The sequence below is a fragment of the Pseudoalteromonas sp. MelDa3 genome (genome assembly GCF_002863625.1).
In the GTDB taxonomy this organism is placed as follows: Bacteria; Pseudomonadota; Gammaproteobacteria; order Enterobacterales; family Alteromonadaceae; genus Pseudoalteromonas; species Pseudoalteromonas arctica.
Window position 1 is genome coordinate 1 of sequence record NZ_PJBR01000074.1, and the last position, 25,206, is coordinate 25,206.

Below are 25,206 nucleotides of genomic sequence, written 5' to 3' on the forward strand. Positions count from 1 at the left end.
AGCGTGTAGATAAACATGGCAACATTGTTTGGCTAGAAGCGTCATATAACCCAATCTCAAATGACGCGAATGAGCTTTATAAAGTGATGAAGTTTGCAACTGTTATCACTGATCAAGTAAATCAAGAAATTGCGATATCACAAGCTGCCGAAATTGCTTATAGCACCTCAACCCAAACTGATAAAAAAGCAGAGCAAGGCGCGAGCGTTATACAAGATACAGTCGCAGTAATGACTGAGCTGGCTATTAACATGGAGCAAGCTGCAAATGAAATTTCAGCGCTTGATCAGCAGTCGCAGCAAATATCAAGTATTGTACAAAGCATTAGTAGTATTGCTGAGCAAACAAATTTATTAGCATTAAATGCCGCAATTGAAGCGGCAAGAGCTGGCGAGCAGGGACGAGGCTTTGCTGTGGTTGCAGACGAGGTTCGATTGCTTGCATCGCGTACCTCAAAAGCAACAGAAGAAATTGTAGAAGTTGTACAGCGCAACCAATCACAAACCCAAAATACGGTGGCTGTAATAGAAAAAGGTAAAGAGAAGGCAGAGCAAGGCTTGGCGTTATCTAAAGAATCTGGTGAAGTGATGCAAGAGATCCAACAAGGTGCACAAGAAGTTGTAAATGCGATTGGACAATTTACCAGTGAACTTAAAGCTAACGGTTAGATTAGCTTCGTCCTTATTCTAAAGCGGGCACTTTCAATGGTATCCGCTTTAATCTTACTACCCTCAATATATCCCTTGAAACCCATCTAATAATTTCAAATATAACAACTATACCTCTATTAACTCATTAATCAGTATGAAATAAGTTTCTTCTCTTCCCTAAATGATAATAAGTTGTTGCATTTTTGTTCGTTGTTCCTAATACTAGAGTCTGTTGATCTTTAAAGGTTGAATTTGCAGCAGTCTGTTTGGTATTTAGGCAAGGCAGAGCCTATGTAGTGTGGTTGTTCCCCATAAATAGGCGATAACGTAGCATTAATGCCAAACAGACGCTGCCCAAAGGGTACTTTCTAGAGGCTATTTACTCTTTGTTGCTCGGTTTTTACTTATTCTTAAATGGATGTAAGCCAGTAGAGTAACGCAGGAGCAGTTACCGAGCCCACTAGGTTACAAATCTCGCGCCGTGATTAAATAGCCTCTAGTTTGAACAAATTTTAATCCGCAAAGAGCAACAGACCCTAGTGAACACCTAAGCTGACAAGCTTATGTAAACCAACATGAATACCTTAAATGATAATAAAATATTAAGTACACAACATTAAGGAATTGTATGAACAACACAAAGCGCACACACAAATTAATTAAGCCAAGCCACCTAATTGGTGCGGGGTTAGCTATGTTAATGAGCTTTTCTGCAGCGAGTAAAGACTACAAAATTATATTAATTCATGGGTTACAAACTTCGCAAATAACAAATAAGTCTGGTAGTGATATAATCAATGATGGTGAAACATATTGGCAATCGTACTGGAATAATCGTGCAGATGAGCGAATTGATTGGCCTGCTTATGAACGTATTGAAGGTAAAATTGCTACCGATTGGGTGTGGCCAAAGCTAAAGCAAATTTCACGCTCTAATTTATGCAGTGATGGCTGTGTATTTGTAACACATTCAACAGGAGACTTAGTTGCACGCCATATTATTGATAATCAAGAAAACTGGTTAGAAAACGAAGGCTTAGAGCCGCTTAATATTGTTGCTACGTTTGATTTAGCAGGCGCGGGTGGTGGAAGTGAGCTGGCTGACGTAGCTGTTAGTGCTTTAACTGGCGCATCATGGAACTTTGCGGTCGATGCAGCACTCAAGTGGTGGCTAGGAAGTGATGTAACCGAGGCCGTTGGTGTATTACACGATTTAAAAGTGAATAATGCACGTAAAATATCTCCATTTCCTGATGCACGTACACCTCGTTTACGCTTTGTTGCAGATGGAAATGCATATTTGGGTTTAACGGGGGGTTTTTTAAAAGGCAATGATGATTCGGTTGTTGCATCGCACTCTTCATGTGGTGCCAGTTCGGCTGGCTCGTTTGGAAGTTGTAGCAGCAGTATTGATACAAATGGCCATTTAAAATCGCAAGGTGATGCAGTAAGTAGCTTTATGCCAAACCATTATCCAATGATGATGAGTGACAGTTATAGCCATAACGAAATACATAACGCGCAGCGAAAAGGTAATGTAACAATAGCCATGAATAACGTAAATGTGGAAGGTGACACTGTAGGTTTTAATACGTTTGATAAAACTACAGGTAGTTGGTTTTGGAAAAAACAATATCGTTATATTAAGGATTCAAATAATTTAAGCGCATCAGCACTTATTTATAATGTGATTCCATAACATACAAGGCGTGTAGTTAAAAACTATACGCCTTATAAAAGATTGAAATATAAAAATGAAAAAATTTTATGTCGTTGCTTTAATTATTAGCACTATTTTATTCTCGCTATGGTTTACAGGTAAAAATGATGCTCATAAAGTTGCTGAGCCAATAAAACCTCAGGTTAAACACAGTGCGAGCGTAGCTGATTTATCGCCAGTAAAAGTGATCCCTATAGATGTACCTACAGCAAAAAAAACACAATCAAAAAAACAAATCGCGTTTAATGAAGACTTAACAAAAGCAGCGCAGCAAGTGGTTATGCAATATGAAAGTGCACTTAAATTTCCTCCTTATTCTCAGCCATTGAGTCCATTAGATGAAGACCGATTAAAGCCAAATCAATTCTACCCGGTATCGAGCCCTATTGATGAAAGTGGCGATGCTTTAACGTTAAGTCTTAAGCAATATCGTTTTGTATACCCAGAAGAAATAACAATAAAGATAAGCGCTCAAGGGCTTGGAAAAGTGGTCGTTGAGCTTGCAAATACAGATACAAAAGAAGTGTTAAATACCCATACAGGCAATGCGCGTGACGGTGAAGCAATTATTACATTTAAAGAGGATGAAGATTACCCTCGTAGCTTACAAGTGTTTGTAGAGGGTGATGTTGCCGGTAAAAAAGTTCCCGTAGTTGCACAAATTCAATATATGCCGCCTAGTGCAACTTTAACAGGTTTTGAAACTGCTTATGCACAAAACGAAAACATGATTTTGCCAGCTAACATAGCGGTAGTAAAAAGTGGTTTGTATCGTGTTAGGGCTAATTTATACAGTGGCGATACACCACTTGCTCATTTAGTATCTAAAGAGCGGTTAGCACAAGGAAGCCAAACACTTAATTTGAAAGCCCACTGGTCGGTATTACCACAAGGCATTACAGATATGCGCTTAAGCGACTTTGTTATTGAGAGAATGTCGCCAAGCCCAGGTGAGCGAAACAGCTTTGGGAATAGTGAAATAAGTCATTTTGATATTAACGATTTTTCGTACGATAGCTTGCAGCAATTACCATATCAGGCTAATGCACAAGAAAAGTTAAGTTTGGAATTTTTACAAGGCTTAGCTGAGAGTTAAAAATAGAACGCAATGCTGAATTGGAAAATTTAAGAGGGTTGTACATAAATACAACCTCCTTAAATTTGTTAGCTTAGATTTATAGTAACTACACTTGGCGCTTCTTGTTCATCAAGCTCATTAGCAACAGGCACTTTAGGAATATCTGGTTTATCAAGGGCTATATCGCCACCATCAATTACTTCACCTGTTTGTAAGTTTTTAAAATCAAACAAGTCGGCGTCAGCTAAATGTGAAGGCACTATGTTTTGCATTGCTGTAAAAATGCTTTCAATACGACCCGGGTGCTCCGCATCCCATTTAGCGAGCATTGTTTTTGTATGTTTACGCTGTAAGTTTTCTTGCGAACCACATAGGTTACACGGAATGATAGGGTAACCTTGTACAAATGCGTATTGGCTTATGTCGCTTTCTTTACAGTATGCAAGTGGGCGAATAACCATATGCTCGCCGTTATCACTCATTAATTTAGCCGGCATACTTTTTAGCTTTCCGCCGTAAAACATATTTAAAAACAATGTTTCAATCATGTCGTCACGGTGATGACCAAGGGCTATTTTAGTAGCCCCTAGCTCTTTTGCTGTGCGGTATAAAATACCACGACGTAAGCGTGAGCAAAGTGAACACGTTGTTTTACCTTCGGGGATAATATCGGTAACAATACTGTAAGTATCTTCTTCTACAATTTTGTATTCAACATTCAATTTATCAAGATACTGGGGTAAAACATGCTCAGGAAAATCAGGTTGTTTTTGATCAAGATTTACAACAACGAGATCAAACTTTATAGGTGCTACACGTTTTAAATGTTGAAGCATTTCAAGCATTGTGTAGCTATCTTTGCCGCCAGAAAGGCATACCATTATACGGTCACCCTCTTCAATCATATTGAAGTCCATAACGGCTTGACCAGTTTGGCGACGTAAACGCTTTTGCAGCTTATTTAAGTTAAATTGAGCTTTAGCTTGATCTGAGTGTGACAATTACGCCCCCTAGTAAAACAATACAGCAAAGTTATTTGCTAAAAATAAAGGGGCGTATTATACCCAAACCACCTGAATATGCGAGTTTAGGATGTAATTAAAATTGATTTAAACATGCCTTATTAACACGTAAAAATAACTCGCTTATAACTTGTACATAAGGCTTAAAATTAATCCTTTGCCATAGGGCTCACGTAACCATCGGGTTTGAGTGCCAGTACATCACAGTCTAGGCTATCAATTACATGCTCTGCTGTATTACCTACAAGAGCGGCACTTAAGCCCGTGCGACCTACGGTACCAATAACAACTAATTCGCTATTTAACCGCTTCGCTACATCAGGGATTACATCCTCTGGCAGGCCTTCTTCAATAAAACATTGCTCTGGGTTTAAATTAAACTCTGCAGCAAGTGCATTGGTTGATTCATGATGATGCTTTTTAACTGATTCGTTATAAAGTCCTGGGTTAAACTCAGGAATTTCGATGGCAATATTAATAGGAGTTGCAGGGTAGGCATTAACTAAATTAAGTTTTGCGTTGGCAAGTTCACATAAATATTGTGCGTCTTTAATAACGCGTTTATTAAGTGCTACATGTTCTTCGTTTTCACTAACCGCATTTACAGCAGCTAAAATATTACCGTTTGCTGGCCATGCCATTTCTTTTACAAATAATACCGGAGCTGGGCATTTGCGTACTAAGTGCCAATCGGTCGGGGTAAAAATAACTGATTTAAGTGCACCATGTTGATGTGTGCCTTTAATTACTAAATCGTACTTTTCATCAATTACAGTATCGATTATGGCTTCGTAAGGACGATTATGCCAAACCACTTGGGTTTCAATATTTATATCTTTGTAAGGGGACACTAAATCGTTTAGCCATAGCTGGCGATCTTTTAGTACGGCATCGCGCATTGCTTCGCGTTCATCGCCAGATAGCATAGTTGTCATTTCGTAAGAGAAGTCGTAAACCGTCATAAAGGCGGTAATACTTGCGCCAGATTTTTTAGCTAAATCTATTGAACGTGCTAAACCGTGTTGATCATCTTTGGTGGGGTCAATAACCGCAATAATGCGTTTAATAGTGTTCATATGCTACTCCATTTACCTAACGGGTGTACATTTAGTGTAACGTAAATATAAAACAGATAAAGGGGTAGCATATAAATTGTTGTTCTAAATCAAACTATTTAATTTAGCGAGGCTTAACTATCGCCGCTGTTTTAGCCAAGGCATCATTATCTAAAATTGTAATAAATTTACCCTCTACTTTAATTAAGTCAGCTTTTTGAAAACGACTCAATAAACGGCTAATGGTTTCTACTGTTAGACCTAAGTAATTACCAATTTCACCGCGAGTCATCGTAAATCTAAATTCTTTACGCGAAAAACCACGCTCACCAAAACGCTCCGACAAGTTATAAATAAAACTAGCTAAGCGTTCCTCTGCTGATTTTTTATTGAGTAATAGCAGCATTTCTTGATCGTATGTAATTTCACTGCTCATTAAGCGCATTATTTGTTGGCGAAGCTTTGGTAATTTTCCTGATAGTTCATCAAGAGTATCGAATGGGATTTCGCACACCATTGACGTTTCAAGTGCTTGCGAAAAACTGGGATGAGTCATTTTACTTATTGCGTCAAAACCAACTAGGTCGCCCGCTAAATGAAAGCCGGTAATTTGCTCATCACCTCGCTCCGATAACGTGTACGATTTAAATGAACCAGAACGAACCGCATAAATAGCCTGTAAAGGTGCACCTGATTCAAATAGATAGTCGCCTTTATGGAGTGGTTTTTTTCGCTCAATAATTTCGTCAAGCTTGTCCATTTCTTGGCCATTGAGTGAAAATGGCAAACACAATTGACTAATACTGCAGTTATTACAGCTAATAGCACAATTACCTTTAGCGCGACTTTGAGAGAAATCCATAATTTAATCCGTTTGATTTTTATACACGACTGCAAAATAACCTTAAAGGTTAATAATGCGAATAGATTAATGTACCAGTTTGTCAGTTGCAATAATCAATAAGTAGATACCATACCAAATTATAACACTGCCTAATACAATTCGGGTCCATGGATGGTTAATAATAGTATTTAGTTTTTGTGCGGTAACGCCTAATGTGATCATCGCGGGAAAAGTACCCAAAGCAAAGCAAAGCATAACTAAGGCACCGTCAAGGGCACTTGGGCTAGTCATCGCCCATGTAAGCGCTGAGTATACAAGTCCACAAGGCAGCCATCCCCACAAAGCACCGTAACCTAGGGCTTTAAAAGGAGAGTTAATAGGCATTAAATATTTATTTAGTTTAACAATGTGTTGCCACACCAAGGTTTTACCTATTCTCTCTAACCATTGCAAAGTAGGGCCCAAGCGCATTATATACACGCCAACGAGGAGCATAAAAATAGCTGCAATGAACGAAAGTACTAAAGAGAAGGAGGTGTTTTGCCTTGCAAATTGGCTGCTAATACCAGCAACAAGTGCACCTGCAACCATATAGCTCAGTGCACGTCCAATATTATAAGCAAATGAATAGGTAAATGTTTTACGTTTGTCACTTGCCAGTTGTAATGAGCTTGCAATACCACCACACATAGCAATGCAATGACCGCTACCGATTAGCCCCATTAAAAATGCGCTGGTATAAAGAGGGTCAATCATTACTTTTTTTATGTTGCTCTTTGTCATCTTCAAACAAAATACTATGACCTTGCTTGTTTAAATCCGAAAACTGCTCGCTTTTTACGGCCCAAAAGAAAACACCAATAGCAATAATGACGAACAAAATGGCGATAGGGATCAAAATGTAAATTATGCTCATAACTTTAATAGCCTTAGTGAATTACTAATCACAATAATTGAGCTGGCAGACATGCCAATAACAGCCATCCAAGGAGCAACTAAGCCCAACGCTGCCAGTGGTAATATTGAAGCATTATACAATAAAGACAGCGCAAGATTTTGCTTAATAATACGTCTGGTTTGTTTTGCTACATTAAGTAAGTGACCAATGGAGGCTAAATCGCTATTAAGAAGCACTACATCGGCGCTATTTTTTGATATGTCTGCACCGGTTTCCATAGCAATAGATAAGTGCGCACTAGCAAATACCGGGCTGTCGTTTACACCATCACCTACCATTGCAACGACTTCATTTTGTGAAGACCATTGCTCAACGGCGGTTTGCTTATCTTGTGGAGAACATCCAAATTGCACACTTTCAAGTTTAAGTTGCTTTGATACTTTTAGCCCAGCATCTGACGCGTCACCGGTTAACATGTGACAGGTTAAGTTTTGCGATTGAAGTGAGTCTATGAGCTTTTTAGCATCGCTTTTTACTTTATCAACAAAGTAAAAACGTGCAACAACTTGCTTATTTATATACAAGCTCGCTTGTGCATTTGATTTTTTGCTATTAAACCAACCACTTTTACCAATTGCGTAATGATTAGTTGCATCTTGTGCGCTAATTCCCAGCCCTGGATGTACTTCAACGTTATTAAGACTGCGGTGAGCTGGCGTAAACTCATCAAATGCACTGGCGATAGGGTGCTCAGAATAACGCTCTAGCATGGCGGCTATATCTAGCACTTGCGCTTTTGTATATTGTTTATCGATTATATCTACTTCATCAAGGCTAAATTTACCTTGCGTAAGCGTGCCTGTTTTATCAAATGCAAATAAAGTAATTTGTGAGAGCGTTTCGAGCACATGCGCTTGTTTTATTAATACGCCTTTGCGAGTAAGCGTTGCCACCGCACATGTAAGCGCGGTAGGTATAGCTAAACTCAGGGCACACGGGCAGGTAGCAACTAAAACCGAAATAGTGATCCAAAATGCGTGTTCAGGATCAATTTGGTACCAACCAATAGCTGTAAGTGAAGCAAATATAAGCAGGCACGCTATAAACCATTGCGCAACTTTATCTGTAATTTCAACCAGTTTAGGGCGCTTGGTTAATGCGTTGTGTTGCAAGCGTATAATTTGATTTAAAAGTGTATTTTGACCAATTTTATTAATTTTTATTTCAATAACGCCGTCGTGGTTAACGCACCCGGCATAGACATTATGGCCAATAAACTTTGTAACGGGTTGATGTTCCCCCGTCATCATTGATTCATCAACCGTAGTTTTACCTTTAATAAGCTCGCCATCGGCAGGAATTGTTTCGCCGGCTTTAATAAGTACTACGTCATTAAGTTTTAGTTTTTTGGCTGCAATTATAAGCTCTTCGCCACTTTCGTTAATGGTGCGGGCTGTTAATGGTAATAATTTTTGTAAATTGGCAGTAAACTCGCTGGCTTTTAAACGCGCTCTAAATTCAAGATATTTACCTAATAACAGTAAAAAGGTAAACATGCATACAGATTCAAAATACACTTCGCCGACTTGCATAAATGTGGCGTAACAACTTGCACCAAATGCGCCAAAAATAGCCAGTGATACGGGTAAATCCATATTGAGCTGTTTTGCTTTTAATCCATTTATAGCATTGGTTAAAAAGGGCAGTGCGCTATATAAAATAACCGGAGAGGCCAGTACCAAGCTGATCCATCTAAAATACTGCTCAAAGTTACTGTCCATGCCTGAAAACATGCCAAAGTACATGGCGAACGCAAACATCATTACTTGCATGGTCATTAAGCCTGCAACACCTAAGCGGCGAATATAGGCTTTGGCAGTTTGTTGTTTTTGCTGAGCTTCAATATCTGATTGAAATGGATAGGCTTTATAACCAATTTTAGCCAAAGAAGTAATAACTTCACTCAATGGGGTGTTGGTTTTGTCCCATTGAATCATCGCGCGGTTGGTGGATGTGTTTACATCAACACGCTTAACTGAGGTTAAATTTAAGAGTTGTTTTTCTATAAGCCATGCACAAGCGGCACAGGTTATACCTTCAACGCTCAATAATACCTCTGAGATATCATCGTTAGTGGCTATAAATTCGTCTTGAATGTCTTCGTTGTCATAACTTTTTATAAATGCGAGTTGTTCAGGTACCAGCTGTTCGACCTTTCCAGCACGAACCGTTCGGTATTTATAATAATCGGTCATACCTTGATCAACAATATTTTGCGCAACAGCTTGGCAGCCAATGCAACACATTGGCTGGGCAATATCGTCAATTATAACGTTTGCGCTAAATCCGTTTGGCACACTTTCAAGGCAATGAAAGCAAGAGTTAGACATAGTTATTACTACTTATAATTAGGAGTAACTAAAACGGTTTGTTCAGTTGGTAACGTTATATTTTCTTTCATTTTCCAACTGCCATCTATAGGCTCAATAAATACTGAATAGGCACCTGGTGTGTACTTATCAAGTAGTGCTGTAAATTCTTGATTCGCATTAGGGGTTAGAGTAGCGGTAAAATCATGTGCTTTAATTGTGCGGTGGTAAAAAGAGAGTTTTAATACATGCACATTGCTGCTGTCGCCTTTTGTAAATTTAAAGCTTACGCGCTCATTGCTTACATTTAATCCGCCATGCAGATAAAGCGCTTTTGCTTTTTCAAACTTAGTAAGTTCTAAGTTGATTGCTTTACCTTTTTTGTAGTAGTCGTCAACAACCATATCTGGACCATTACCTATTGCCGTAATAAATAAGCTAATACAGCCAATAATGGCAACTAACGGAAAAAAGATTAAAAACCAAGGCCAAAAATTTTTATACCACGGAGTAGGTTGCATAGTGTCTCTAAAATTAGTTTAGGAAGCGTTATTTTATAGGAATTATACGTAAAAGACTAAAAAAAAGCCTCACAGTGGAGGCTTTTTTGATCTGGATTAATCTATTGAATTAAATAAATTAATTTATAAACATTTTATTAACTGCGTGCTTATTTATCTTGCGATAAACTGTAAACATAGGCAGTTAATAAGTGAATCTTATCTTCACCTAAAATGTCTTTCCATGCAGGCATTACACCGGCACGGCCGTGGTCAAGTGTTTCTTCAACAGCACGTTGAGAACCACCATATAACCAAATGTTATCAGTCAGGTTAGGCGCGCCAAACGGTAGGTTATGTGCAACCGACCCTTTACCGTCAGCACCATGACATGCGGCACACATTGCAAACTTAGCGGCACCTGCGTCTGCGTCTTTTTGGTTAACAGTACGACCAGAAAGACTCAGCACATGTGCTGTCATTTCTTTAACGCCTTGTTCGCCAAGAGCAGGACCCCAAGCTGGCATTGCTGCAATACGACCATAAAGAAGTGTTTCTTTAATTTTGTCAGGTGTTCCGCCATATAACCAATCTTTATCAGTTAGGTTAGGGAAGCCAGTACCACCACGTGCATCAGAGCCATGACATTGCGCACAGTTTTGTGAAAATAAACGCTGACCAATTTCAATGGCTACTTGGCCATCTGTTTGCTCATGTTTATTACCATTATCAAGCGCTACTTGCTGCGCTGCATCACCTTCAAATTTAGAGTTAACTAAATCTAAAACTGGTACTTGTGCAAGTTTATTAAAAATAGGACCAAAGCGTTCTTCTGCAGCTTCGTACTCTTTATCAAGTTTTACAAAGCGACCATCCGCTTTTGCCTCTGCAACTGCTTTTTTAGATTCAGCTAAAGAGGTAATACCTTGATTAGAACTAGTCCATTTACCTAAACCTTCCCAGTTGCCTAAACCTGGGTAAGCTGCAAGGTAATATACTGACCAAATGAAAGTTGCGAAAAACATGTAAGTCCACCATTTTGGTAGTGGATTATTTAGCTCTTCAATGCCGTCAAATTCATGTCCACAGCTTTCACCTTCTTTTACGCCAGCATAGTTTTTTAAGTTCCAAACTAATAAGCCAAAGATGATGCATAAGCATGCAAGGGTTAATACAATAACCCAAATACTCCAAAAGCTAGTCATTTTTCAGACTCCTTTTCCTCGTTAGAGAGCGTGTTGTCATGTTTTTTTTCATCTTCAAAAATGGCATTAGCAGCGCTGTCAAAACGAGTTTTGCTTCGCTTGCTATATGCCCATGCAACAATCACAATAAACAATACTAAAATTACCAGAGTCAAAATACCTCTGTATGTTCCGTAATCCATAATTTTTTACTTCAAGTGGGTACCAAGTTGCTGTAAATACGCGATGAGAGCTTGGATTTCTGTTGCGCCTTTGCCATCATTCATAGCATTAACTTTATCAACATCTGCTTGAAGCTCTGCATCATCGCCATAACCTAAACCCGGATGTTTTGGGTTTTCTGGGTTAATAGCAAAAGTATCACGGAAAAGTTGTAGTTTTTTCAGAGTAAGGCTTGTATCAACCGTATTCTCTGCTAACCAAGGAAAGCCTGGCATGTTTGACTCAGGAACCACAGCACGTGGATCAACTAAGTGAGCATAATGCCAATCATCCGAGTAGCGCTTACCAACACGAGCCAAGTCAGGACCAGTACGTTTAGAACCCCATAAAAACGGATGATCCCATACTGATTCGCCTGCTACAGAGTAGTGACCATAACGCTCAACTTCATCACGAAAAGGACGAATCATTTGTGAGTGACAGTTAGAACAACCTTCACGCACGTAAAGGTCGCGGCCTTCCATTTCTAAAGCGTTAAGAGGGCGTAAACCCTCCACTGGTTTAGTTGTATCGTCTTGAAACATTAGCGGAGTGATCTCAACTAACGCGCCAAAGCTAATAGCAAAAACAGTCAGAATAGCCATAAGGCCAACGTTCTTTTCTACTATTTCATGTTTGTTTTGTGAATTTTTCTTGCTCATCATCTCACTCCGTTATGCTAATTGTGCTTGCGCGTCTAGTTTCAGAGATTCTTTCTCAGCTGAAATAGTGCGGTAAACGTTATAAGCCATAACTAACATACCCGTTACGATGAATACACCGCCTACAAAGCGCATGATATAGAAAGGATGCGACGCTTCTAAAGACTGCACAAAGCTGTACATTAATGTACCGTCAGCATTCACTGCACGCCACATTAGACCTTGCATTACACCTGAAATCCACATTGCAACAATGTATAAAACAACACCTACAGTGTGTAACCAGAAGTGGGTATTAACCAATTTAACGCTATACATACGACCTTGCGCGAATAGCGCAGGAATTAAGTGGTAAATAGCACCAATTGAAATCATAGCAACCCAACCTAGTGCGCCTGAGTGTACGTGGCCGATTGTCCAATCTGTGTAGTGAGATAACGCATTTACAGATTTAATTGCCATCATTGGACCTTCAAACGTAGACATACCGTAGAAAGACAATGAAACAACTAAGAAGCGTAGTACTGGATCAGTTCGTAGTTTATGCCACGCGCCAGATAGCGTCATAATACCGTTGATCATACCACCCCAAGACGGTACGAATAGGATAATAGACATAACCATACCTAAACTTTGCGTCCAATCAGGAAGCGCTGTGTAGTGAAGGTGATGAGGACCAGCCCAGATATATAATGAAATTAGAGCCCAAAAGTGAACTACCGATAAACGGTATGAGTACACTGGACGACCTGCTTGTTTAGGTACAAAGTAATACATCATACCCAAGAAACCAGCAGTAAGTAGGAAACCTACAGCGTTATGACCGTACCACCACTGAACCATCGCATCTACGGCACCTGCATAGATTGAATATGATTTAGTTAACGAGACAGGCACTGCCATACTGTTTACAATATGAAGTACTGCAACAGTGATAATAAAGCCAGCGTAGAACCAGTTAGCAACATAAATATGCGACACTTTACGCTTAATTAAAGTACCAAAAAATACAACTGCGTAAACAATCCAAACCACAGCGATTAAAATATCGATTGGCCATTCAAGTTCTGCATATTCTTTTGAGCTAGTAATACCTAACGGTAGCGTTATTACTGCTAATACTATAACTAGCTGCCAGCCCCAAAAAGAAAAGGCGGCGAGTTTGTCTGAGAAAAGACGCGTTTGACAAGTACGTTGTACGACGTAATAAGACGTCGCAAAAAGTGCACTGGTACCAAATGCGAAAATTACTGCGTTCGTGTGTAACGGACGTAGTCGAGAGTAAGTTAACCATGGTGTATCAAAGTTAAGTGCTGGCCAAGCTAATTGGGCAGCAATCAGAACCCCAATACTCATGCCAACGATGCCCCAAATCACTGTCATAATAGCGAATTGGCGTACAACCTTATAGTTATACTCAGTTTGTGATGCTACTGTTTGGCTCATTTTCTGGCTTCCGCTGCAATAAATGCGTTTAGAAATGAATTACCCACCTTTAAAAGTGGGGCCTACTATTTTCTCAAGCGTGTTATCTAAAACTTTCAATACATGAAAGCTTCAGAAAAAAAACTTGAGAAACCCTTATTTTTTGCGGGTGAAATGATAAATTTTTTGGCCTAAAAAAGATAGGTCAATTACATAAAATTATGACATCAATCAATGTTTGTGAGCTTGTTGTTTATTTTTTGATACAGTTTGTGCCTAATTTGGCTTAATAGTAACACTCGCACTTGTTATTTGCAGTCGCGATTATTAGTATTTGTTTTTCTTTAGTGCGAAATTGTTATGCTTATATATAGATTAAGTTTATTCACGGCGGTATTTTTTTTATTAACAGCATGTGATTTTTCCAAAAATACAGATGAAAAGTTTCTAGAAAATGCCACATGCTCAGCCAATTTGCCTTGTACTTTTTCAAATGATGTTAAAGTATGGTTAAGCGAGAAAACCCTTTCTCCCGAAACTCCATTTACTATTCTTAGTGATTTACCAACAAACCTTACAATTGAAGATGCCAAGCTTAAAGGCATTACTATGTATATGGGTTACATTCCTCAGCAATTTAAAAAACATAATGGCCTTTGGCAAAGTGATACCATGGTTGGCATTTGTTCTGAGCAAAATATGCTCTGGAATTTAGAGCTAACAGTCAAAGATAATACAACCTCTTTAATACAAACACTCAATTACTCTTTTTATGTAACGTATTAAAGTTGCGACTGCAAACTCTTGCATACAGCTTACATTTTTGATGTGAGTTCGTTTTCTTATACATACGATTATTTGAGTGACAAGATCAATAAAATTGCCTTTTTCGGTTTTGATACTGATAAAACCTCAACAGTGAATAAGTGCTCTCAAAAAGTTCAACTTTAATTGCGACTGAATAAAAAATCTAATCAAAAACCCTTCCAAAGAGGTTAAATAAGACTATTTAAGCACCAAGTATGCATAAATATGGTTATTAATTAACATTTAGTTTTGCGGTTTTAATAATGTGCTGTGATTAAGTTGTTAATTTGTCTGTTTTTGGTACACGGCTCAATTAATTACATTTGATTACAAAGTGAATCACTTTGGTTTCAGGTGTGTTTCTAATGTTTCTTTATTTTACCAGGTTACTGTTTTTTAAATGTATTTATTAATTAACACTGAAACATAATGCAACCTATGTACCCAATATGGTTATTTTATTTTATTGCTTAGCATAAATTAAACTGCCGTTAAGTTTTCGTTCAGTTAAATGCGCCTAAGTTGCCCACCTGACTCACTATTCTAATAAAAAGTGAGCATTACCAATAAAGGTAAATTTCCAACAAGTAGGGTTCTTTCATGAAAAAATCAACTCTTGGTTTAGCTGTAATCGCAGCATTTCCAATGTTCTCAAGTGTGCAAGTTCTAGCTGCTGAAGACTCAGCACAAGCAATCGAAAAAATTCAAGTAACGGGTTCTCGCATTAAGCGCGCAGATATGGAAACCGCTAGCCCAGTTACTATTATCGGTGCTGACGATATCGCTGCTTCAGGCGCTGTATCAGTAGATTCTGTACTACAAAAAATGACCGCTACAGGCGGCGCAATGACAAACCCAGGTATCAATAATGGTTCTGGAGGTAATGCATCAATTGATTTACGTGGTTTAGGTTCACAACGTACTTTAGTACTTGTAAACGGCCGCCGTATGATCAACTCAGGTACAGGCGCAGCTTCTACAGTTGATTTGAATACTATTCCGGTATCTATGATCAAGCATATTGAAGTACTTAAAGATGGCGCATCTGCTGTTTATGGTACTGATGCTGTTGCAGGTGTTGTGAATATTATCTTAAAAGATAACTTTGAAGGCCTAGACCTTAATGTTAAATCAGCAATCACTACTGAAGGTGATGCAGATGAAACGTCTTTTGATATTACGATGGGTGGTAACTTCGGTCGTGGTAACGTTGTAATTGGTTTACAGTACACTGACCGTGGCGATGCTTCTCAGGCTGATCGTAGCTTTTCTGATTGTCCATTAACTGAAGATGGCGATGGAAGTGCTCCTTACTGCTCTGGTTCTCCTTATACCCCTAATGGCCGTGTTTGGTCAGGTGATGAATCTTTGCAAGGTCAAGCTGATAATGGCTGGCACGACTATGGTACTAGTGATGCTTACAACTATTCGCAATCTAGTTACTTATACACGCCAATGCGCCGTTTAAACCTTACAGGTATTGGTAGCTTTGATTTAACTGATGAGACGCGTTTATACTCTGAGTTTACATACTCAAAACGTTGGTCAGAGCAGCAATTAGCACCTCAACCAGTATGGTTCGACTTTGACTACGCTGAGTGGATGGGTGATTCTTTAATCGACCAAAATATTAATTACGGTGATGAAGTTTCTTACGGTCGTCGTATGGCTGACACTGGTACACGTGATTCATCTCAAGTAGTTGATACAGTTCGTTCTGTTATCGGTGCTGCAGGTTATTTAGATAACGGTTTAGAGTGGGATACATCAGTTATTTTTGGTCGTAATGACTCAGTAGATCGCTTAAGCAACCTTCACAATATGGGTTCAATTCAAAGCGAAATTGAAGCTGGTAACTTTAACCCACTTTCACAAGCTTCATGGTCAAGCAGTAGCTTTAGTGACTATGTTTATACTGAGCAAAACTCAGGCGGCAGTCAATTATTTATGATTACAGCTGCGCTTTCTGGTGAGTTAATGGAAGTACCTGCGGGCTTTGTAGGTTTTGCTGCAGGTCTTGAACGCCGTGAAGAAAAAGCATGGTACACACCAGATTCAATCACTTCACAAGGTCTTGCAAATGACCCACGTGTTGACGCAACAAGCGGTCGTTTCGATGTGAACGAAGCATACCTTGAGCTTGCTATTCCTTTAGTTGCAGATGCTTATCTTGCACAAAATGTAGAATTAAGCGCTGCTATCCGTGCTTTTGATTACAGCACATTTGGTTCTGATGAAACGTGGAAACTTGGTTTAACTTGGCGTGTAAACGATGAATTAATGCTTCGTGGTGTTCGTTCTACAGCTTTCCGTGCTCCTACAGTTGCTGAGTTATACTCAGGTGATTCTCCATCTTATGAGCAAGTTATCTTCACCGATGCACAAGATCAGGCTGAAGTAACCGTTGGTGGTAATGACCAATTAACACCTGAATTAGCTGATACAGTTACCGTTGGTGTAGTTTACGAACCAGAATGGTTTGAAGGTTTCTCAATGACGTTAGATTACTACGACATTGAAATCGAAAACGCTATTTCTACAGTAAACAACCAATACATTGTTGATTCATGTCTTGCATCAGATGGCTCTTTAGCGAATCAATCAACAGCACTTTGTAGTTCAGCAAATATCGATTTTAATCAAAGCACAGGTCGTATCTCGTTTAATAACCAACTACAAAACGTAGGTTATGAGCAAACAAAAGGTTATGACTTAAACTTAAATTACAAATTTGATTTAGCTGGTCTTGCTTGGAATACGTCATTAGATGTTACTTACCTTGACGAGTACACTGTTGATGTTATTGAATCAAACATTGATTACGCTGGTTTAATTACTTCTGGTATAGGTGGTTATGCTGACGTAAAAGCAAACTTTGAGCTAGATGTTAAAGGTGATGCTTGGTCTGCTAACTACAAAGCACGTTACATTGCAGGAATGGATAGCTACAGCTGTTTAGGTAAAGAATCTACATGTTATGCACCAACAACACCATCTGTTGTTTACCATGATGTGAGCGGTTCGTACTTTATCAGTGACATGGTTTCGTTAACTGCGGGTGTAAATAACTTATTTGATAAGCAACCACCATACTACTCAGGTAACAACGATTCTAATACTGACCCGTACACATATGATGTACTTGGCCGTCGTGTATTTGCTGGTGTAAACGTTAAATTTTAACTAGCACATTAATCGTATTAAGGCTCAGTATTTACTGAGCCTTTTTTATTGAACAAAACAAAGGAGACAAGTACACTAAAACGATATTTTAGAAGGAGAACTGATTGTTAAAACAAGATGAAAACTTATCTTTTGTCATTGAACCAGAGCTAACTCCTCGTTCTGAACAGCGCATAGATCTGTATTTTTCTATCCCTAATGAAATGGGGATTAATCCGCAAACGCTTACCGAAGAATCTTACTTTAATAACCACTTTAAATCGCATTTAGCCTACAATGCTAACAATATACACTTGCCATTAGTACGAAGCCGTTTTGTTAGTAAAAACAAAGGTGAGCAGCAAGATTACCGTCAAAACCTTAATTTATTTTGTTACCAAGTGCGTTTAGCCCTTGACGCCGACATTAAAGACGCGTTAAAAATTGATGAAGCAGAAGACTTTTATAAACGCGCTAACGAAGTATATGAACAAAGTGAAGGACTTTTAAAAAAGCTGCGTCGCTACACGCCAGATGACGAAAAACTACTTCCATTTTTTACCAATGCTGACAACTATTTAAGTTGGCATGTTGAGCAATCATTTTTAAAGCTTTTAGATGAAGGCCCACGTAGTAGCGATTATGCAAAAGAGCGTAACGATTTACTGCAGTTTTGTAAAAACGAAAATACGTACCGAGCAGAGAAAAGCTACAATTCTGAAACCACCATGCAAGACGCAAATCGAATAACAAATAAAATGCGCTTGTTACAACGTTTAATTGAGCATGGCGTTATATTACAGCGCCAAACGCGTTTTCTTAACAGCTACCTTAAACGATTAGTTAAAGGCACTGTAACAGCTGTTATCATGGCATTTGTGATGGTTGTGATACTTAATGCCCGCTCAACGTTTACTGAAGTCACCGCGACGCTTATTTTAATTTTAGGGGTTATTTACGGGCTACGTGAAATATTTAAAGAAGACATTACACGTATGATCTGGCGAGCTATTGTACAAGGGCGACCTAAGTGGCGATTTAGTTTTAAAAATAGTATTACCAAAGACAAAATAGCGAGTCAGCTAATTTGGCTTGAATACACACGCTTTAAAAAAATACCTAAAGAAGTTAGATCTATTTTTTCAAAGCGTCGTCAGCAAAATAAACAAGCCGCGCAGTGGTTACACTTTGCAAGTGAGACACGTGTTAGTGCAAAAGAATTTTTACCCGGTTACGATACACTGCAACAAACACTGCAATTTAGTCTTGCACCATTTGCGCGTTATTTAAAGCGTGGTGAAGGGAAGTTATATCATTTAGATAGTAATAAAATTTCTAAGCAGGCGGTTGAACGGCGCTATCAACTTAACATGGTGCTTGTGCTAACTGAGGAAGATAGAACACTCTACCAACGCTATAAAATAACGTTAAATCGTAGTAAAATCGTTAATATTGAGCTTATCTACTCCAAAAAATGAATTTTAGTAATTAAAAAAGGGACTGATAAAATCAGTCCCTTTTTTAAATTTATTTATTAGCTAAACCATGTTTACTATATAAAGTTACTTTGTTTGATACTAGCGTGATCTCGATATTTTTTGCTTCGTCGCCCCACACACAATTAGTATGCAGTGTTTTTTCAACACAATTATCTGCACTTCCCAAAATGGTTTCAACTTCAGTCTTGTCCATACCTACTTTGATTTTTTCGTAACTCTCAAGACTTACCTTAGAACAAGCCGCAAGGCTTAGTGTAGCTGCGATGATAAGGAGTTTTTTCATTGTTATATCCTACTTAGTATTAATGTTTGAATTTTCTGATTTGGACGATCATGCCCATTCGTGGGTGGTCAAAGTAATGTACTTCACCACTTATTACACGTCTAAACTGAGAAAAGCGGGCTGACTCTATATCGCCATTTTCTAGTTTTTGGCTAATATCAAAATTAGCTGTAATGTATAAATAATGTCGTAAGTGTATTTTAAATAAACCGTCTAGTTCCCATTCTGCTTTTGATTGGTTTGGGTCGTTAAACAGTTCAGGTTGTGAGTTTAATAAACTTACAAAATCAGGATTTGAATAGCTAGGGGTTACGTTGGGATCACTTTTAAGGTGTTTACCTGCTATTAAATGCATACTTGGAGCACGCGATTTACTTGCGCCTTCAAAGCGCCAGCCAGTATGTAGAATAGGTGTTAATCCTTTGCGATCTAGCTGTCGGTACTGCGCTTTAAATTGCAGTTGTTCTGGCGCTAATAAATAAGTTTGCTGCATATCATCTTTAGCGGGTGCTAGAGGTGTTATAGGTAGCTCATCGTAGCTTTGTAGGTAGTTTGTACTGTCACCGCATACACCCGATTGTGGGTTTGAATTAACTAATGAGTCGGTAAAAGAGCGTTTTTGAAAACGCTCATCACCATCTATACATGCTTGCATTGCTTGCTCTGTATAAAGAGGTGTCATTAAATCTAGAGAGTTTTTATCCTCAATAGCTTTGTGCTTAAGTGTAAAATCTTCTTGCAAATACGGAGCAGGGCGCTGCTTAAATACAAGCACCTCAACCTCAAACCAGCGTTCTGCAAATGCAGTGCTGCTAAACAAGCAGCATAAAATAACTAGCGATTTTTTTAGCAACATTAATGGCTAACCTTTTTTTCGAAATCTGCAATCATTGCAGTGACCATTTTTAAGCGTTCGCGAGCGTTAGCTTCACTAATTGCAAAGCGCAGTTTATTTGCGCCATCCATTTTGTACACCTTAGGCGCACTTTGTATCAAACCAATGATGAAGCTAGGGTTAACCTTAGTATCTTGGCTAAACTCAAAGTAACCACCTTTTGGATTTGCCTCAATTTTTGTTATCCCTAAATTACTTGCCTGCATTTTTAATAATTGTAGGCTAAATAGGTTTTTAGCGGCATCAGGCAGTAAACCAAAGCGGTCTATAAGTTCTACCTGTAGTTCATCCATATCATCAAGGTTAGCACAACTAGCAACTCGCTTGTACATACCTAGGCGTGCATTAACATCGTGTATGTAATCATCAGGTAATAGTGCAGCCAGTTTTAAATCTACTTCGGTTTGTTTTTTAAGTAGATTTTCAAGCGTTGGCTCTTTTCCTTCACGTAGCGCATTTACGGCTTGCTCAAGCATTTCCATATATAAACTAAAGCCGATTGTTTGCATTTGACCTGATTGATCGTCGCCAAGTAACTCACCAGCGCCACGAATTTCTAAATCGTGTGTAGCAAGGGCAAAACCCGCGCCTAAATCCTCTAATGATTCAATTGCTTGTAAGCGTTTACTCGCGTCTTTAGACAGTGCTTTAGGGTCACCTGTGAGTAAATAGGCATACGCTTGATGATGGCTTCGACCAACTCGTCCACGTAATTGGTGTAATTGCGCAAGGCCAAGTTTATCGGCTCTATCCATAATAATGGTGTTGGCTGTCGGTACATCAATACCGGTCTCGATAATCGTGGTACATACCAGCACGTTGTATTTTTGATGATAAAAGTCAGTCATTATTTGCTCAAGCTCTTGCTCGCGCATTTGACCATGGGCTGAGGTGACGCTTGCTTCAGGCACCCATTCACTAATTTCTTGCGCAACACGGTCAATAGTTTCCACATTGTTATGCAAAAAGTAAACTTGGCCACCGCGTTTAATTTCTCGTAGTACCGCTTCGCGTATTAGTTCTACATCGCGTTGGCGTACAAAGGTTTTTACCGCTAAACGTTTAGCCGGTGGCGTTGCGATTATTGATAAATCGCGCATGCCGCTCATGGCCATGTTAAGTGTACGTGGTATTGGCGTTGCAGTTAGTGTGAGTATGTCTACATCGGCACGCAGGGCTTTAATTTTCTCTTTTTGACGAACACCAAAGCGATGCTCTTCATCAACAATGAGTAAGCCTAAATCGTTAAATTTAATGTCATGCTGAATAAGTTTATGTGTGCCAATAACTATATCGAGCTTACCGTTTGCCATTTTTTCAAGCGTGTCTTTTTGCTCTTTAGTGGAGTTAAAGCGCGAAAGTACACCAACTTCAATAGGAAAATCAGCAAAACGATCTTTAAAGTTTTCATAGTGCTGCTGAGCCAGCAAGGTGGTAGGCACTAAAATGGCTACCTGTTTATCATCGTTAACCGCTACAAAAGCAGCACGCATGGCCACTTCTGTTTTACCAAAGCCTACGTCACCACACACTAAGCGGTCCATGGCTTGCTTTGATTGCATATCACCTAATACCGCTTCTATGGCATTACGCTGATCGTCAGTTTCTTCAAACGGGAAGCTATCGCTAAATTGGCGATATGCAGGGGCATCTAGGGTAAATTTATTACCAGGTTTTGCTTGGCGCTGTGCATAAATATCGAGTAATTCGGCGGCTACATCGCGAACTTTTTCAGCCGCACGTTTTTTTGCTTTTTCCCATGCATCTGAGCCAAGCTTATGTAGCGGGGCGCTGGCTTCTTCACCGCCAGAGTAACGACTCAGCATATGCAATGCAGACACTGGCACGTAAAGTTTAGCTTCACTTGCGTAAGTAATCGTAACAAACTCAGTAATTACACCTGCAGCATCAATTGTTTGCAAACCTTGGTAACGGCCAACACCATGATCGAGATGCACAACAGGTTGGCCTTCCTTAAGCTCAGCTAAATTACGGATTAGCGCATCTTGGCTGGCTTCGTACTTGTGCTTGCGGCGTCTGCGTTGAGATACTTTTATACCAAGCAGTTCTTGCTCGGTAATAACAGAAAGGCTTGGTTTAGTACCCAGTACAACACTTTGTTCAAGCGGACTTACTATTAAACCTACATCACTCGCGCTTTTTGTAAATTGTTCGAGTGTTTCAAATTCTTTAAATTTTAAACCGCTTGGTTTTAGAATGCTCAGTAATGATTCGCGACGACCATCGGATTCAACACTGAGTAATATGCGGCCTTTTTTCTTTTTTTGCTCTGCTACATAACTTATAAACGCGGCATAAGGTTCATGCTGCTTATGATCAATTCGAATAGCAGGCAGCTCGCTAACGCTTAAGTTTTTATTGCCCGCTTTAGTACCAAGCTTTGCAAGGGATAATCTAATACGTGCAAAATTGCCTAAATTAGAAAACAGCTCTTCAATAGGCTGATAAAGCGCATTGGGTTCAAGTAATGGACGAAGTGGGTCAACTCTGCGATTTTCATAGCGTACATTTACATCGTGCCAAAAGTTATCTGCCGCGTGCTCTAAATCACCCAGCTGCATAACGGTAGTTGTATCTGGCAGGTAGTCAAAAATAGTCGCTAGCTTTTCAAAAAACAACGGCATGTAGTATTCAATACCTGCAGGCCAGTTACCTTTGCTTACTTGCATGTATACTGAATCTTGCTGCGAGCTTGCGCCAAACTTTTCACGGTAGCTTATTCTAAAACGTTCAATATCAGCGTCGTTAGTAGGAAATTCATGCGCTGGGAGTAGCTCAATTTTATCTACTTTTTCATCAGAGCGCTGTGTTTCTACATCAAATAAGCGAATTGTGTCGAGTTCGTCATCAAAAAAATCGAGTCTAAATGGATGCGGGCTGCCCATTGGATATAAGTCAACGATAGAGCCGCGTATAGCGTATTCGCCGTGCTCCATTACTTGTTGAACATTTAAATAACCAGCTTGCTCTAGGTTGTCACGAAAGTTATGTGTGTCTAGCTTGTCGCCTACTTTAAAGTTTATTGTTGAACCGTAAATAAACGAGGCTGGGGCTGTGCGCAACATTAAGGTAGATACAGGCACAATTAACACACTTTGTTGTTCTTTTTTTAAGGTGTTTAAAGTGGCTAAACGGGCTGAAATAATATCTTGATGGGGAGAAAAGTGATCGTATGGCAGAGTTTCCCAATCAGGAAATACCATTACCGGGTTATCGGGTAATAAATATTCTAACTCTGTTTCAAGGCGCAGTGCGCTTGGTGTATCAGGCGTAACAATTAAGACTAAGTTGTCTTGTTGTTTAACGCCCTCAGCAATGGCAATACTTAAACCACTTCCGCTTAGCTGGCCCCATTGAATTTTATCTTTTTGAGATTTTACCCAAGGCAAGGCTGCCCATTGCTCAAACGCCATTTATTACTCCATTTATAGTTGGCTCTTAGCAAGTAAGAGCCATTATATTGTTTAACCAGAGCGCAGGTTACTTAGTCTCGGTATATTTTTGTTAGGTCTTTATAATGATCAATTCTACGGTCACGTAAGAACGGCCAAATACGTCTTACGTTTTCTGAGCGTTTTTGATCAATATCTACCACTAAAACTTGCTCATCAGTGTTATTAGCCTCTGCTAATAACTCGCCTTGTGGGCCTGCAATGAACGAATTCCCCCAAAACGCAATACCATCACTTTGTCCGCTTGGGTCACTTTCATGGCCGATACGGTTACAGCTAATTACCGGTACACCATTGGCAACAGCATGGGCACGCTGACTAATAACCCACGCATCTTTTTGACGAGTTTGCTCAGCAATATCGTCGTTAGGATCCCAACCAATAGCGGTTGGGTAAATTAACACTTCAGCGCCTGCCATTGCCATTAAGCGGGCAGCTTCAGGAAACCATTGATCCCAACATACTAGCACGCCTAATTTACCTACAGATGTCTGAATCGGCTCAAAACCGATATCACCTGGGGTAAAGTAAAATTTTTCGTAAAAACCAGGGTCATCAGGAATATGCATTTTGCGGTATTTACCCGCAATACTGCCATCTTGTTCTAATACAACCGCAGTGTTGTGATAAAGGCCCGTAGCGCGTTTTTCAAATAAAGAGGCCACAATAACAATGCTTAGCTCTTTAGCAAGCTCACCTAAGGCGTTACTGCTAGGGCCTGGAATGGTTTCGGCTAAATCAAATACGTCAACATTTTCGGTTTGGCAAAAATAGAGGCTTCGGTGTAGCTCTTGAAGTACAACCAGTTTTGCACCTTTTTGAGCGGCTTCACGAATGGCACTCATTGATTTTGCCATATTGTGCTGAGCATTATCGGTATTGCTTTGTTGCACTAACGCAACGGTTAATTTTGCAGGGCTTGTCATTGTGCTGCTCCAGCTAAAAATCCACGAGGTAATTGCATTGTAATACAGTGCAGGCTGCCAAATTGTTCAATTATTGGTTGGCAATTAACGCCAATAATAGTGTGTTGTGGGTATGCTTTTTGAACTTGCGCAAGAGCACGTTCATCATTGGCATCATTATACGTTGGCACAAGCACCGCGTTATTAATAATTAAGTAGTTAGCGTAGGTAGCCGGTAAGCGTGTTTGCTCATCGTCATAAGCGGCTTTTGGCCACGGTAACTCAATTAAGTTATATGGGGTGTTATCGGCAGTTTTAAAGGTTTTTAGTTGTTTTTCCATTGCATCAAGTGCGCTAAAGTGCTCATCAGTTTTATCGTCACACTGCACATATACAAGGGTATTATTTGGAGCAAAGCGCACTAAGGTATCAATGTGGCTGTCGGTGTCATCACCGGCTAAATAGCCATGATCAACCCATAAAAAATGTGTTGCGCCCAAGTGCTCTTTTAAAAGTACTTCTATGTCAGCAGGGTTTAAATCTGAGTTACGGT

At 39.4% G+C, this 25,206-nt stretch carries 22 protein-coding genes; 6 read left to right on the forward strand and 16 right to left on the reverse strand.

Annotated features, from left to right (window positions below; translation table 11 throughout):
• The 3 genes from CXF89_RS13690 to CXF89_RS13700 form a co-directional block, all read left to right on the forward strand.
• A partial coding sequence (locus CXF89_RS13690; protein WP_257983225.1) for a methyl-accepting chemotaxis protein occupies window positions 1–668 on the forward strand: 668 nt, incomplete at its 5' end.
• Between the two features lie 610 nt (window positions 669–1,278).
• Window positions 1,279–2,349 carry a hypothetical protein gene (locus CXF89_RS13695; protein ID WP_121954917.1) on the forward strand — a complete coding sequence of 357 codons (1,071 nt, stop codon included), beginning with the start codon at window positions 1,279–1,281 and terminating at the stop codon, window positions 2,347–2,349.
• A 55-nt stretch (window positions 2,350–2,404) separates the two neighbouring features.
• Window positions 2,405–3,466: a hypothetical protein gene (locus tag CXF89_RS13700; RefSeq protein ID WP_121954918.1), complete on the forward strand. Its 1,062-nt coding sequence runs from the start codon at window positions 2,405–2,407 to the stop codon at window positions 3,464–3,466.
• A gap of 68 nt (window positions 3,467–3,534) precedes the next feature.
• Here the strand turns inward: CXF89_RS13700 and ttcA are convergent, their stop codons facing one another.
• The 11 genes from ttcA to ccoN form a co-directional block, all read right to left on the reverse strand.
• The gene (gene ttcA, locus CXF89_RS13705) at window positions 3,535–4,449 is read right to left on the reverse strand and encodes a tRNA 2-thiocytidine(32) synthetase TtcA (protein ID WP_007585631.1); all 915 of its coding nucleotides are present in this window, start codon (window positions 4,447–4,449) and stop codon (window positions 3,535–3,537) included.
• A gap of 170 nt (window positions 4,450–4,619) precedes the next feature.
• Complete coding sequence (gene uspE, locus CXF89_RS13710) at window positions 4,620–5,546, reverse strand: universal stress protein UspE (protein ID WP_007585634.1); 927 nt, start codon at window positions 5,544–5,546, stop codon at window positions 4,620–4,622.
• 103 nt (window positions 5,547–5,649) lie between these two features.
• Window positions 5,650–6,387, reverse strand: coding sequence for an FNR family transcription factor (locus CXF89_RS13715; protein ID WP_007585636.1), 738 nt, complete (start codon window positions 6,385–6,387; stop codon window positions 5,650–5,652).
• Window positions 6,388–6,453: 66 nt separating this feature from the next.
• Window positions 6,454–7,125, reverse strand: a complete 672-nt coding sequence (locus CXF89_RS13720) for a sulfite exporter TauE/SafE family protein (protein WP_121954919.1) — start codon at window positions 7,123–7,125, stop codon at window positions 6,454–6,456.
• Window positions 7,118–7,285, reverse strand: a complete 168-nt coding sequence (gene ccoS / locus CXF89_RS13725; protein WP_121954920.1) for a cbb3-type cytochrome oxidase assembly protein CcoS — start codon at window positions 7,283–7,285, stop codon at window positions 7,118–7,120. Before ccoS ends, CXF89_RS13720 begins: the two co-directional genes overlap by 8 nt.
• Window positions 7,282–9,657: a heavy metal translocating P-type ATPase gene (locus CXF89_RS13730; protein WP_121954921.1), complete on the reverse strand. Its 2,376-nt coding sequence runs from the start codon at window positions 9,655–9,657 to the stop codon at window positions 7,282–7,284. Before CXF89_RS13730 ends, ccoS begins: the two co-directional genes overlap by 4 nt.
• Before the next feature lie 8 nt (window positions 9,658–9,665).
• Entirely contained in the window at window positions 9,666–10,157 is a 492-nt protein-coding gene (locus CXF89_RS13735) for a FixH family protein (protein WP_121954922.1), read from the reverse strand.
• A 149-nt stretch (window positions 10,158–10,306) separates the two neighbouring features.
• Window positions 10,307–11,341 (reverse strand): cytochrome-c oxidase, cbb3-type subunit III, encoded by a 1,035-nt coding sequence (ccoP, locus tag CXF89_RS13740; RefSeq protein WP_121954923.1) that lies wholly within the window; start codon window positions 11,339–11,341, stop codon window positions 10,307–10,309.
• Window positions 11,338–11,523 (reverse strand): cbb3-type cytochrome oxidase subunit 3, encoded by a 186-nt coding sequence (locus CXF89_RS13745; RefSeq protein WP_010554061.1) that lies wholly within the window; start codon window positions 11,521–11,523, stop codon window positions 11,338–11,340. Before CXF89_RS13745 ends, ccoP begins: the two co-directional genes overlap by 4 nt.
• 6 nt (window positions 11,524–11,529) lie before the next feature.
• Window positions 11,530–12,204, reverse strand: a complete 675-nt coding sequence (ccoO, locus tag CXF89_RS13750; protein WP_010554062.1) for a cytochrome-c oxidase, cbb3-type subunit II — start codon at window positions 12,202–12,204, stop codon at window positions 11,530–11,532.
• 12 nt (window positions 12,205–12,216) lie between these two features.
• Window positions 12,217–13,650, reverse strand: a complete 1,434-nt coding sequence (gene ccoN, locus CXF89_RS13755) for a cytochrome-c oxidase, cbb3-type subunit I (protein ID WP_024594372.1) — start codon at window positions 13,648–13,650, stop codon at window positions 12,217–12,219.
• Between the two features lie 339 nt (window positions 13,651–13,989).
• Here ccoN and CXF89_RS13760 point away from each other — a divergent pair, with 339 nt between their 5' ends.
• The 3 genes from CXF89_RS13760 to CXF89_RS13770 all read left to right on the forward strand — a co-directional run bounded on the left by CXF89_RS13760 (window position 13,990) and on the right by CXF89_RS13770 (window position 19,076).
• On the forward strand, window positions 13,990–14,415 hold the full coding sequence (locus CXF89_RS13760) for a hypothetical protein (protein ID WP_121954924.1): 426 nt from the start codon (window positions 13,990–13,992) through the stop codon (window positions 14,413–14,415).
• A gap of 621 nt (window positions 14,416–15,036) precedes the next feature.
• Window positions 15,037–17,619 (forward strand): TonB-dependent receptor plug domain-containing protein, encoded by a 2,583-nt coding sequence (locus CXF89_RS13765; protein ID WP_121954925.1) that lies wholly within the window; start codon window positions 15,037–15,039, stop codon window positions 17,617–17,619.
• Window positions 17,620–17,723: 104 nt separating this feature from the next.
• On the forward strand, window positions 17,724–19,076 hold the full coding sequence (locus CXF89_RS13770; protein ID WP_007585662.1) for a hypothetical protein: 1,353 nt from the start codon (window positions 17,724–17,726) through the stop codon (window positions 19,074–19,076).
• Between the two features lie 49 nt (window positions 19,077–19,125).
• On the opposite strand, the gene CXF89_RS13775 is transcribed toward CXF89_RS13770, so the two are convergent.
• From CXF89_RS13775 to CXF89_RS13795, 5 genes are all read right to left on the reverse strand, one after another.
• Window positions 19,126–19,380 carry a hypothetical protein gene (locus tag CXF89_RS13775; protein ID WP_007585664.1) on the reverse strand — a complete coding sequence of 85 codons (255 nt, stop codon included), beginning with the start codon at window positions 19,378–19,380 and terminating at the stop codon, window positions 19,126–19,128.
• A gap of 19 nt (window positions 19,381–19,399) precedes the next feature.
• Window positions 19,400–20,236, reverse strand: a complete 837-nt coding sequence (locus CXF89_RS13780; protein WP_121954926.1) for a peptidoglycan binding protein CsiV — start codon at window positions 20,234–20,236, stop codon at window positions 19,400–19,402.
• Window positions 20,236–23,709 (reverse strand): transcription-repair coupling factor, encoded by a 3,474-nt coding sequence (gene mfd / locus CXF89_RS13785; RefSeq protein ID WP_121954927.1) that lies wholly within the window; start codon window positions 23,707–23,709, stop codon window positions 20,236–20,238. The genes CXF89_RS13780 and mfd overlap by 1 nt, the downstream gene beginning before the upstream one ends.
• Window positions 23,710–23,780: 71 nt before the next feature.
• Window positions 23,781–24,674, reverse strand: coding sequence for a carbon-nitrogen hydrolase (locus CXF89_RS13790; protein WP_121954928.1), 894 nt, complete (start codon window positions 24,672–24,674; stop codon window positions 23,781–23,783).
• Window positions 24,671–25,206: agmatine deiminase family protein (locus tag CXF89_RS13795; RefSeq protein ID WP_145990823.1), on the reverse strand; the 536-nt coding region annotated here is incomplete at its 5' end. The genes CXF89_RS13790 and CXF89_RS13795, both read right to left, overlap by 4 nt.

What these genes read in the sequence shown, in the direction of transcription:
- CXF89_RS13780 (WP_121954926.1), bottom strand. Translation starts at nt 20,236, where the DNA reads ATGTTGCTAAAAAAATCGCTAGTTATTTTATGCTGCTTGTTTAGCAGC.
- CXF89_RS13700 (WP_121954918.1), top strand. Translation starts at nt 2,405, where the DNA reads ATGAAAAAATTTTATGTCGTTGCTTTAATTATTAGCACTATTTTATTC.
- ccoO (WP_010554062.1), bottom strand. Translation starts at nt 12,204, where the DNA reads ATGAGCAAGAAAAATTCACAAAACAAACATGAAATAGTAGAAAAGAAC.
- CXF89_RS13735 (WP_121954922.1), bottom strand. Translation starts at nt 10,157, where the DNA reads ATGCAACCTACTCCGTGGTATAAAAATTTTTGGCCTTGGTTTTTAATC.
- mfd (WP_121954927.1), bottom strand. Translation starts at nt 23,709, where the DNA reads ATGGCGTTTGAGCAATGGGCAGCCTTGCCTTGGGTAAAATCTCAAAAA.
- CXF89_RS13765 (WP_121954925.1), top strand. Translation starts at nt 15,037, where the DNA reads ATGAAAAAATCAACTCTTGGTTTAGCTGTAATCGCAGCATTTCCAATG.
- CXF89_RS13745 (WP_010554061.1), bottom strand. Translation starts at nt 11,523, where the DNA reads ATGGATTACGGAACATACAGAGGTATTTTGACTCTGGTAATTTTAGTA.
- uspE (WP_007585634.1), bottom strand. Translation starts at nt 5,546, where the DNA reads ATGAACACTATTAAACGCATTATTGCGGTTATTGACCCCACCAAAGAT.
- CXF89_RS13775 (WP_007585664.1), bottom strand. Translation starts at nt 19,380, where the DNA reads ATGAAAAAACTCCTTATCATCGCAGCTACACTAAGCCTTGCGGCTTGT.
- CXF89_RS13695 (WP_121954917.1), top strand. Translation starts at nt 1,279, where the DNA reads ATGAACAACACAAAGCGCACACACAAATTAATTAAGCCAAGCCACCTA.
- CXF89_RS13720 (WP_121954919.1), bottom strand. Translation starts at nt 7,125, where the DNA reads ATGATTGACCCTCTTTATACCAGCGCATTTTTAATGGGGCTAATCGGT.
- CXF89_RS13760 (WP_121954924.1), top strand. Translation starts at nt 13,990, where the DNA reads ATGCTTATATATAGATTAAGTTTATTCACGGCGGTATTTTTTTTATTA.
- CXF89_RS13730 (WP_121954921.1), bottom strand. Translation starts at nt 9,657, where the DNA reads ATGTCTAACTCTTGCTTTCATTGCCTTGAAAGTGTGCCAAACGGATTT.
- ccoS (WP_121954920.1), bottom strand. Translation starts at nt 7,285, where the DNA reads ATGAGCATAATTTACATTTTGATCCCTATCGCCATTTTGTTCGTCATT.
- ccoP (WP_121954923.1), bottom strand. Translation starts at nt 11,341, where the DNA reads ATGACTAGCTTTTGGAGTATTTGGGTTATTGTATTAACCCTTGCATGC.
- ccoN (WP_024594372.1), bottom strand. Translation starts at nt 13,650, where the DNA reads ATGAGCCAAACAGTAGCATCACAAACTGAGTATAACTATAAGGTTGTA.
- CXF89_RS13790 (WP_121954928.1), bottom strand. Translation starts at nt 24,674, where the DNA reads ATGACAAGCCCTGCAAAATTAACCGTTGCGTTAGTGCAACAAAGCAAT.
- CXF89_RS13715 (WP_007585636.1), bottom strand. Translation starts at nt 6,387, where the DNA reads ATGGATTTCTCTCAAAGTCGCGCTAAAGGTAATTGTGCTATTAGCTGT.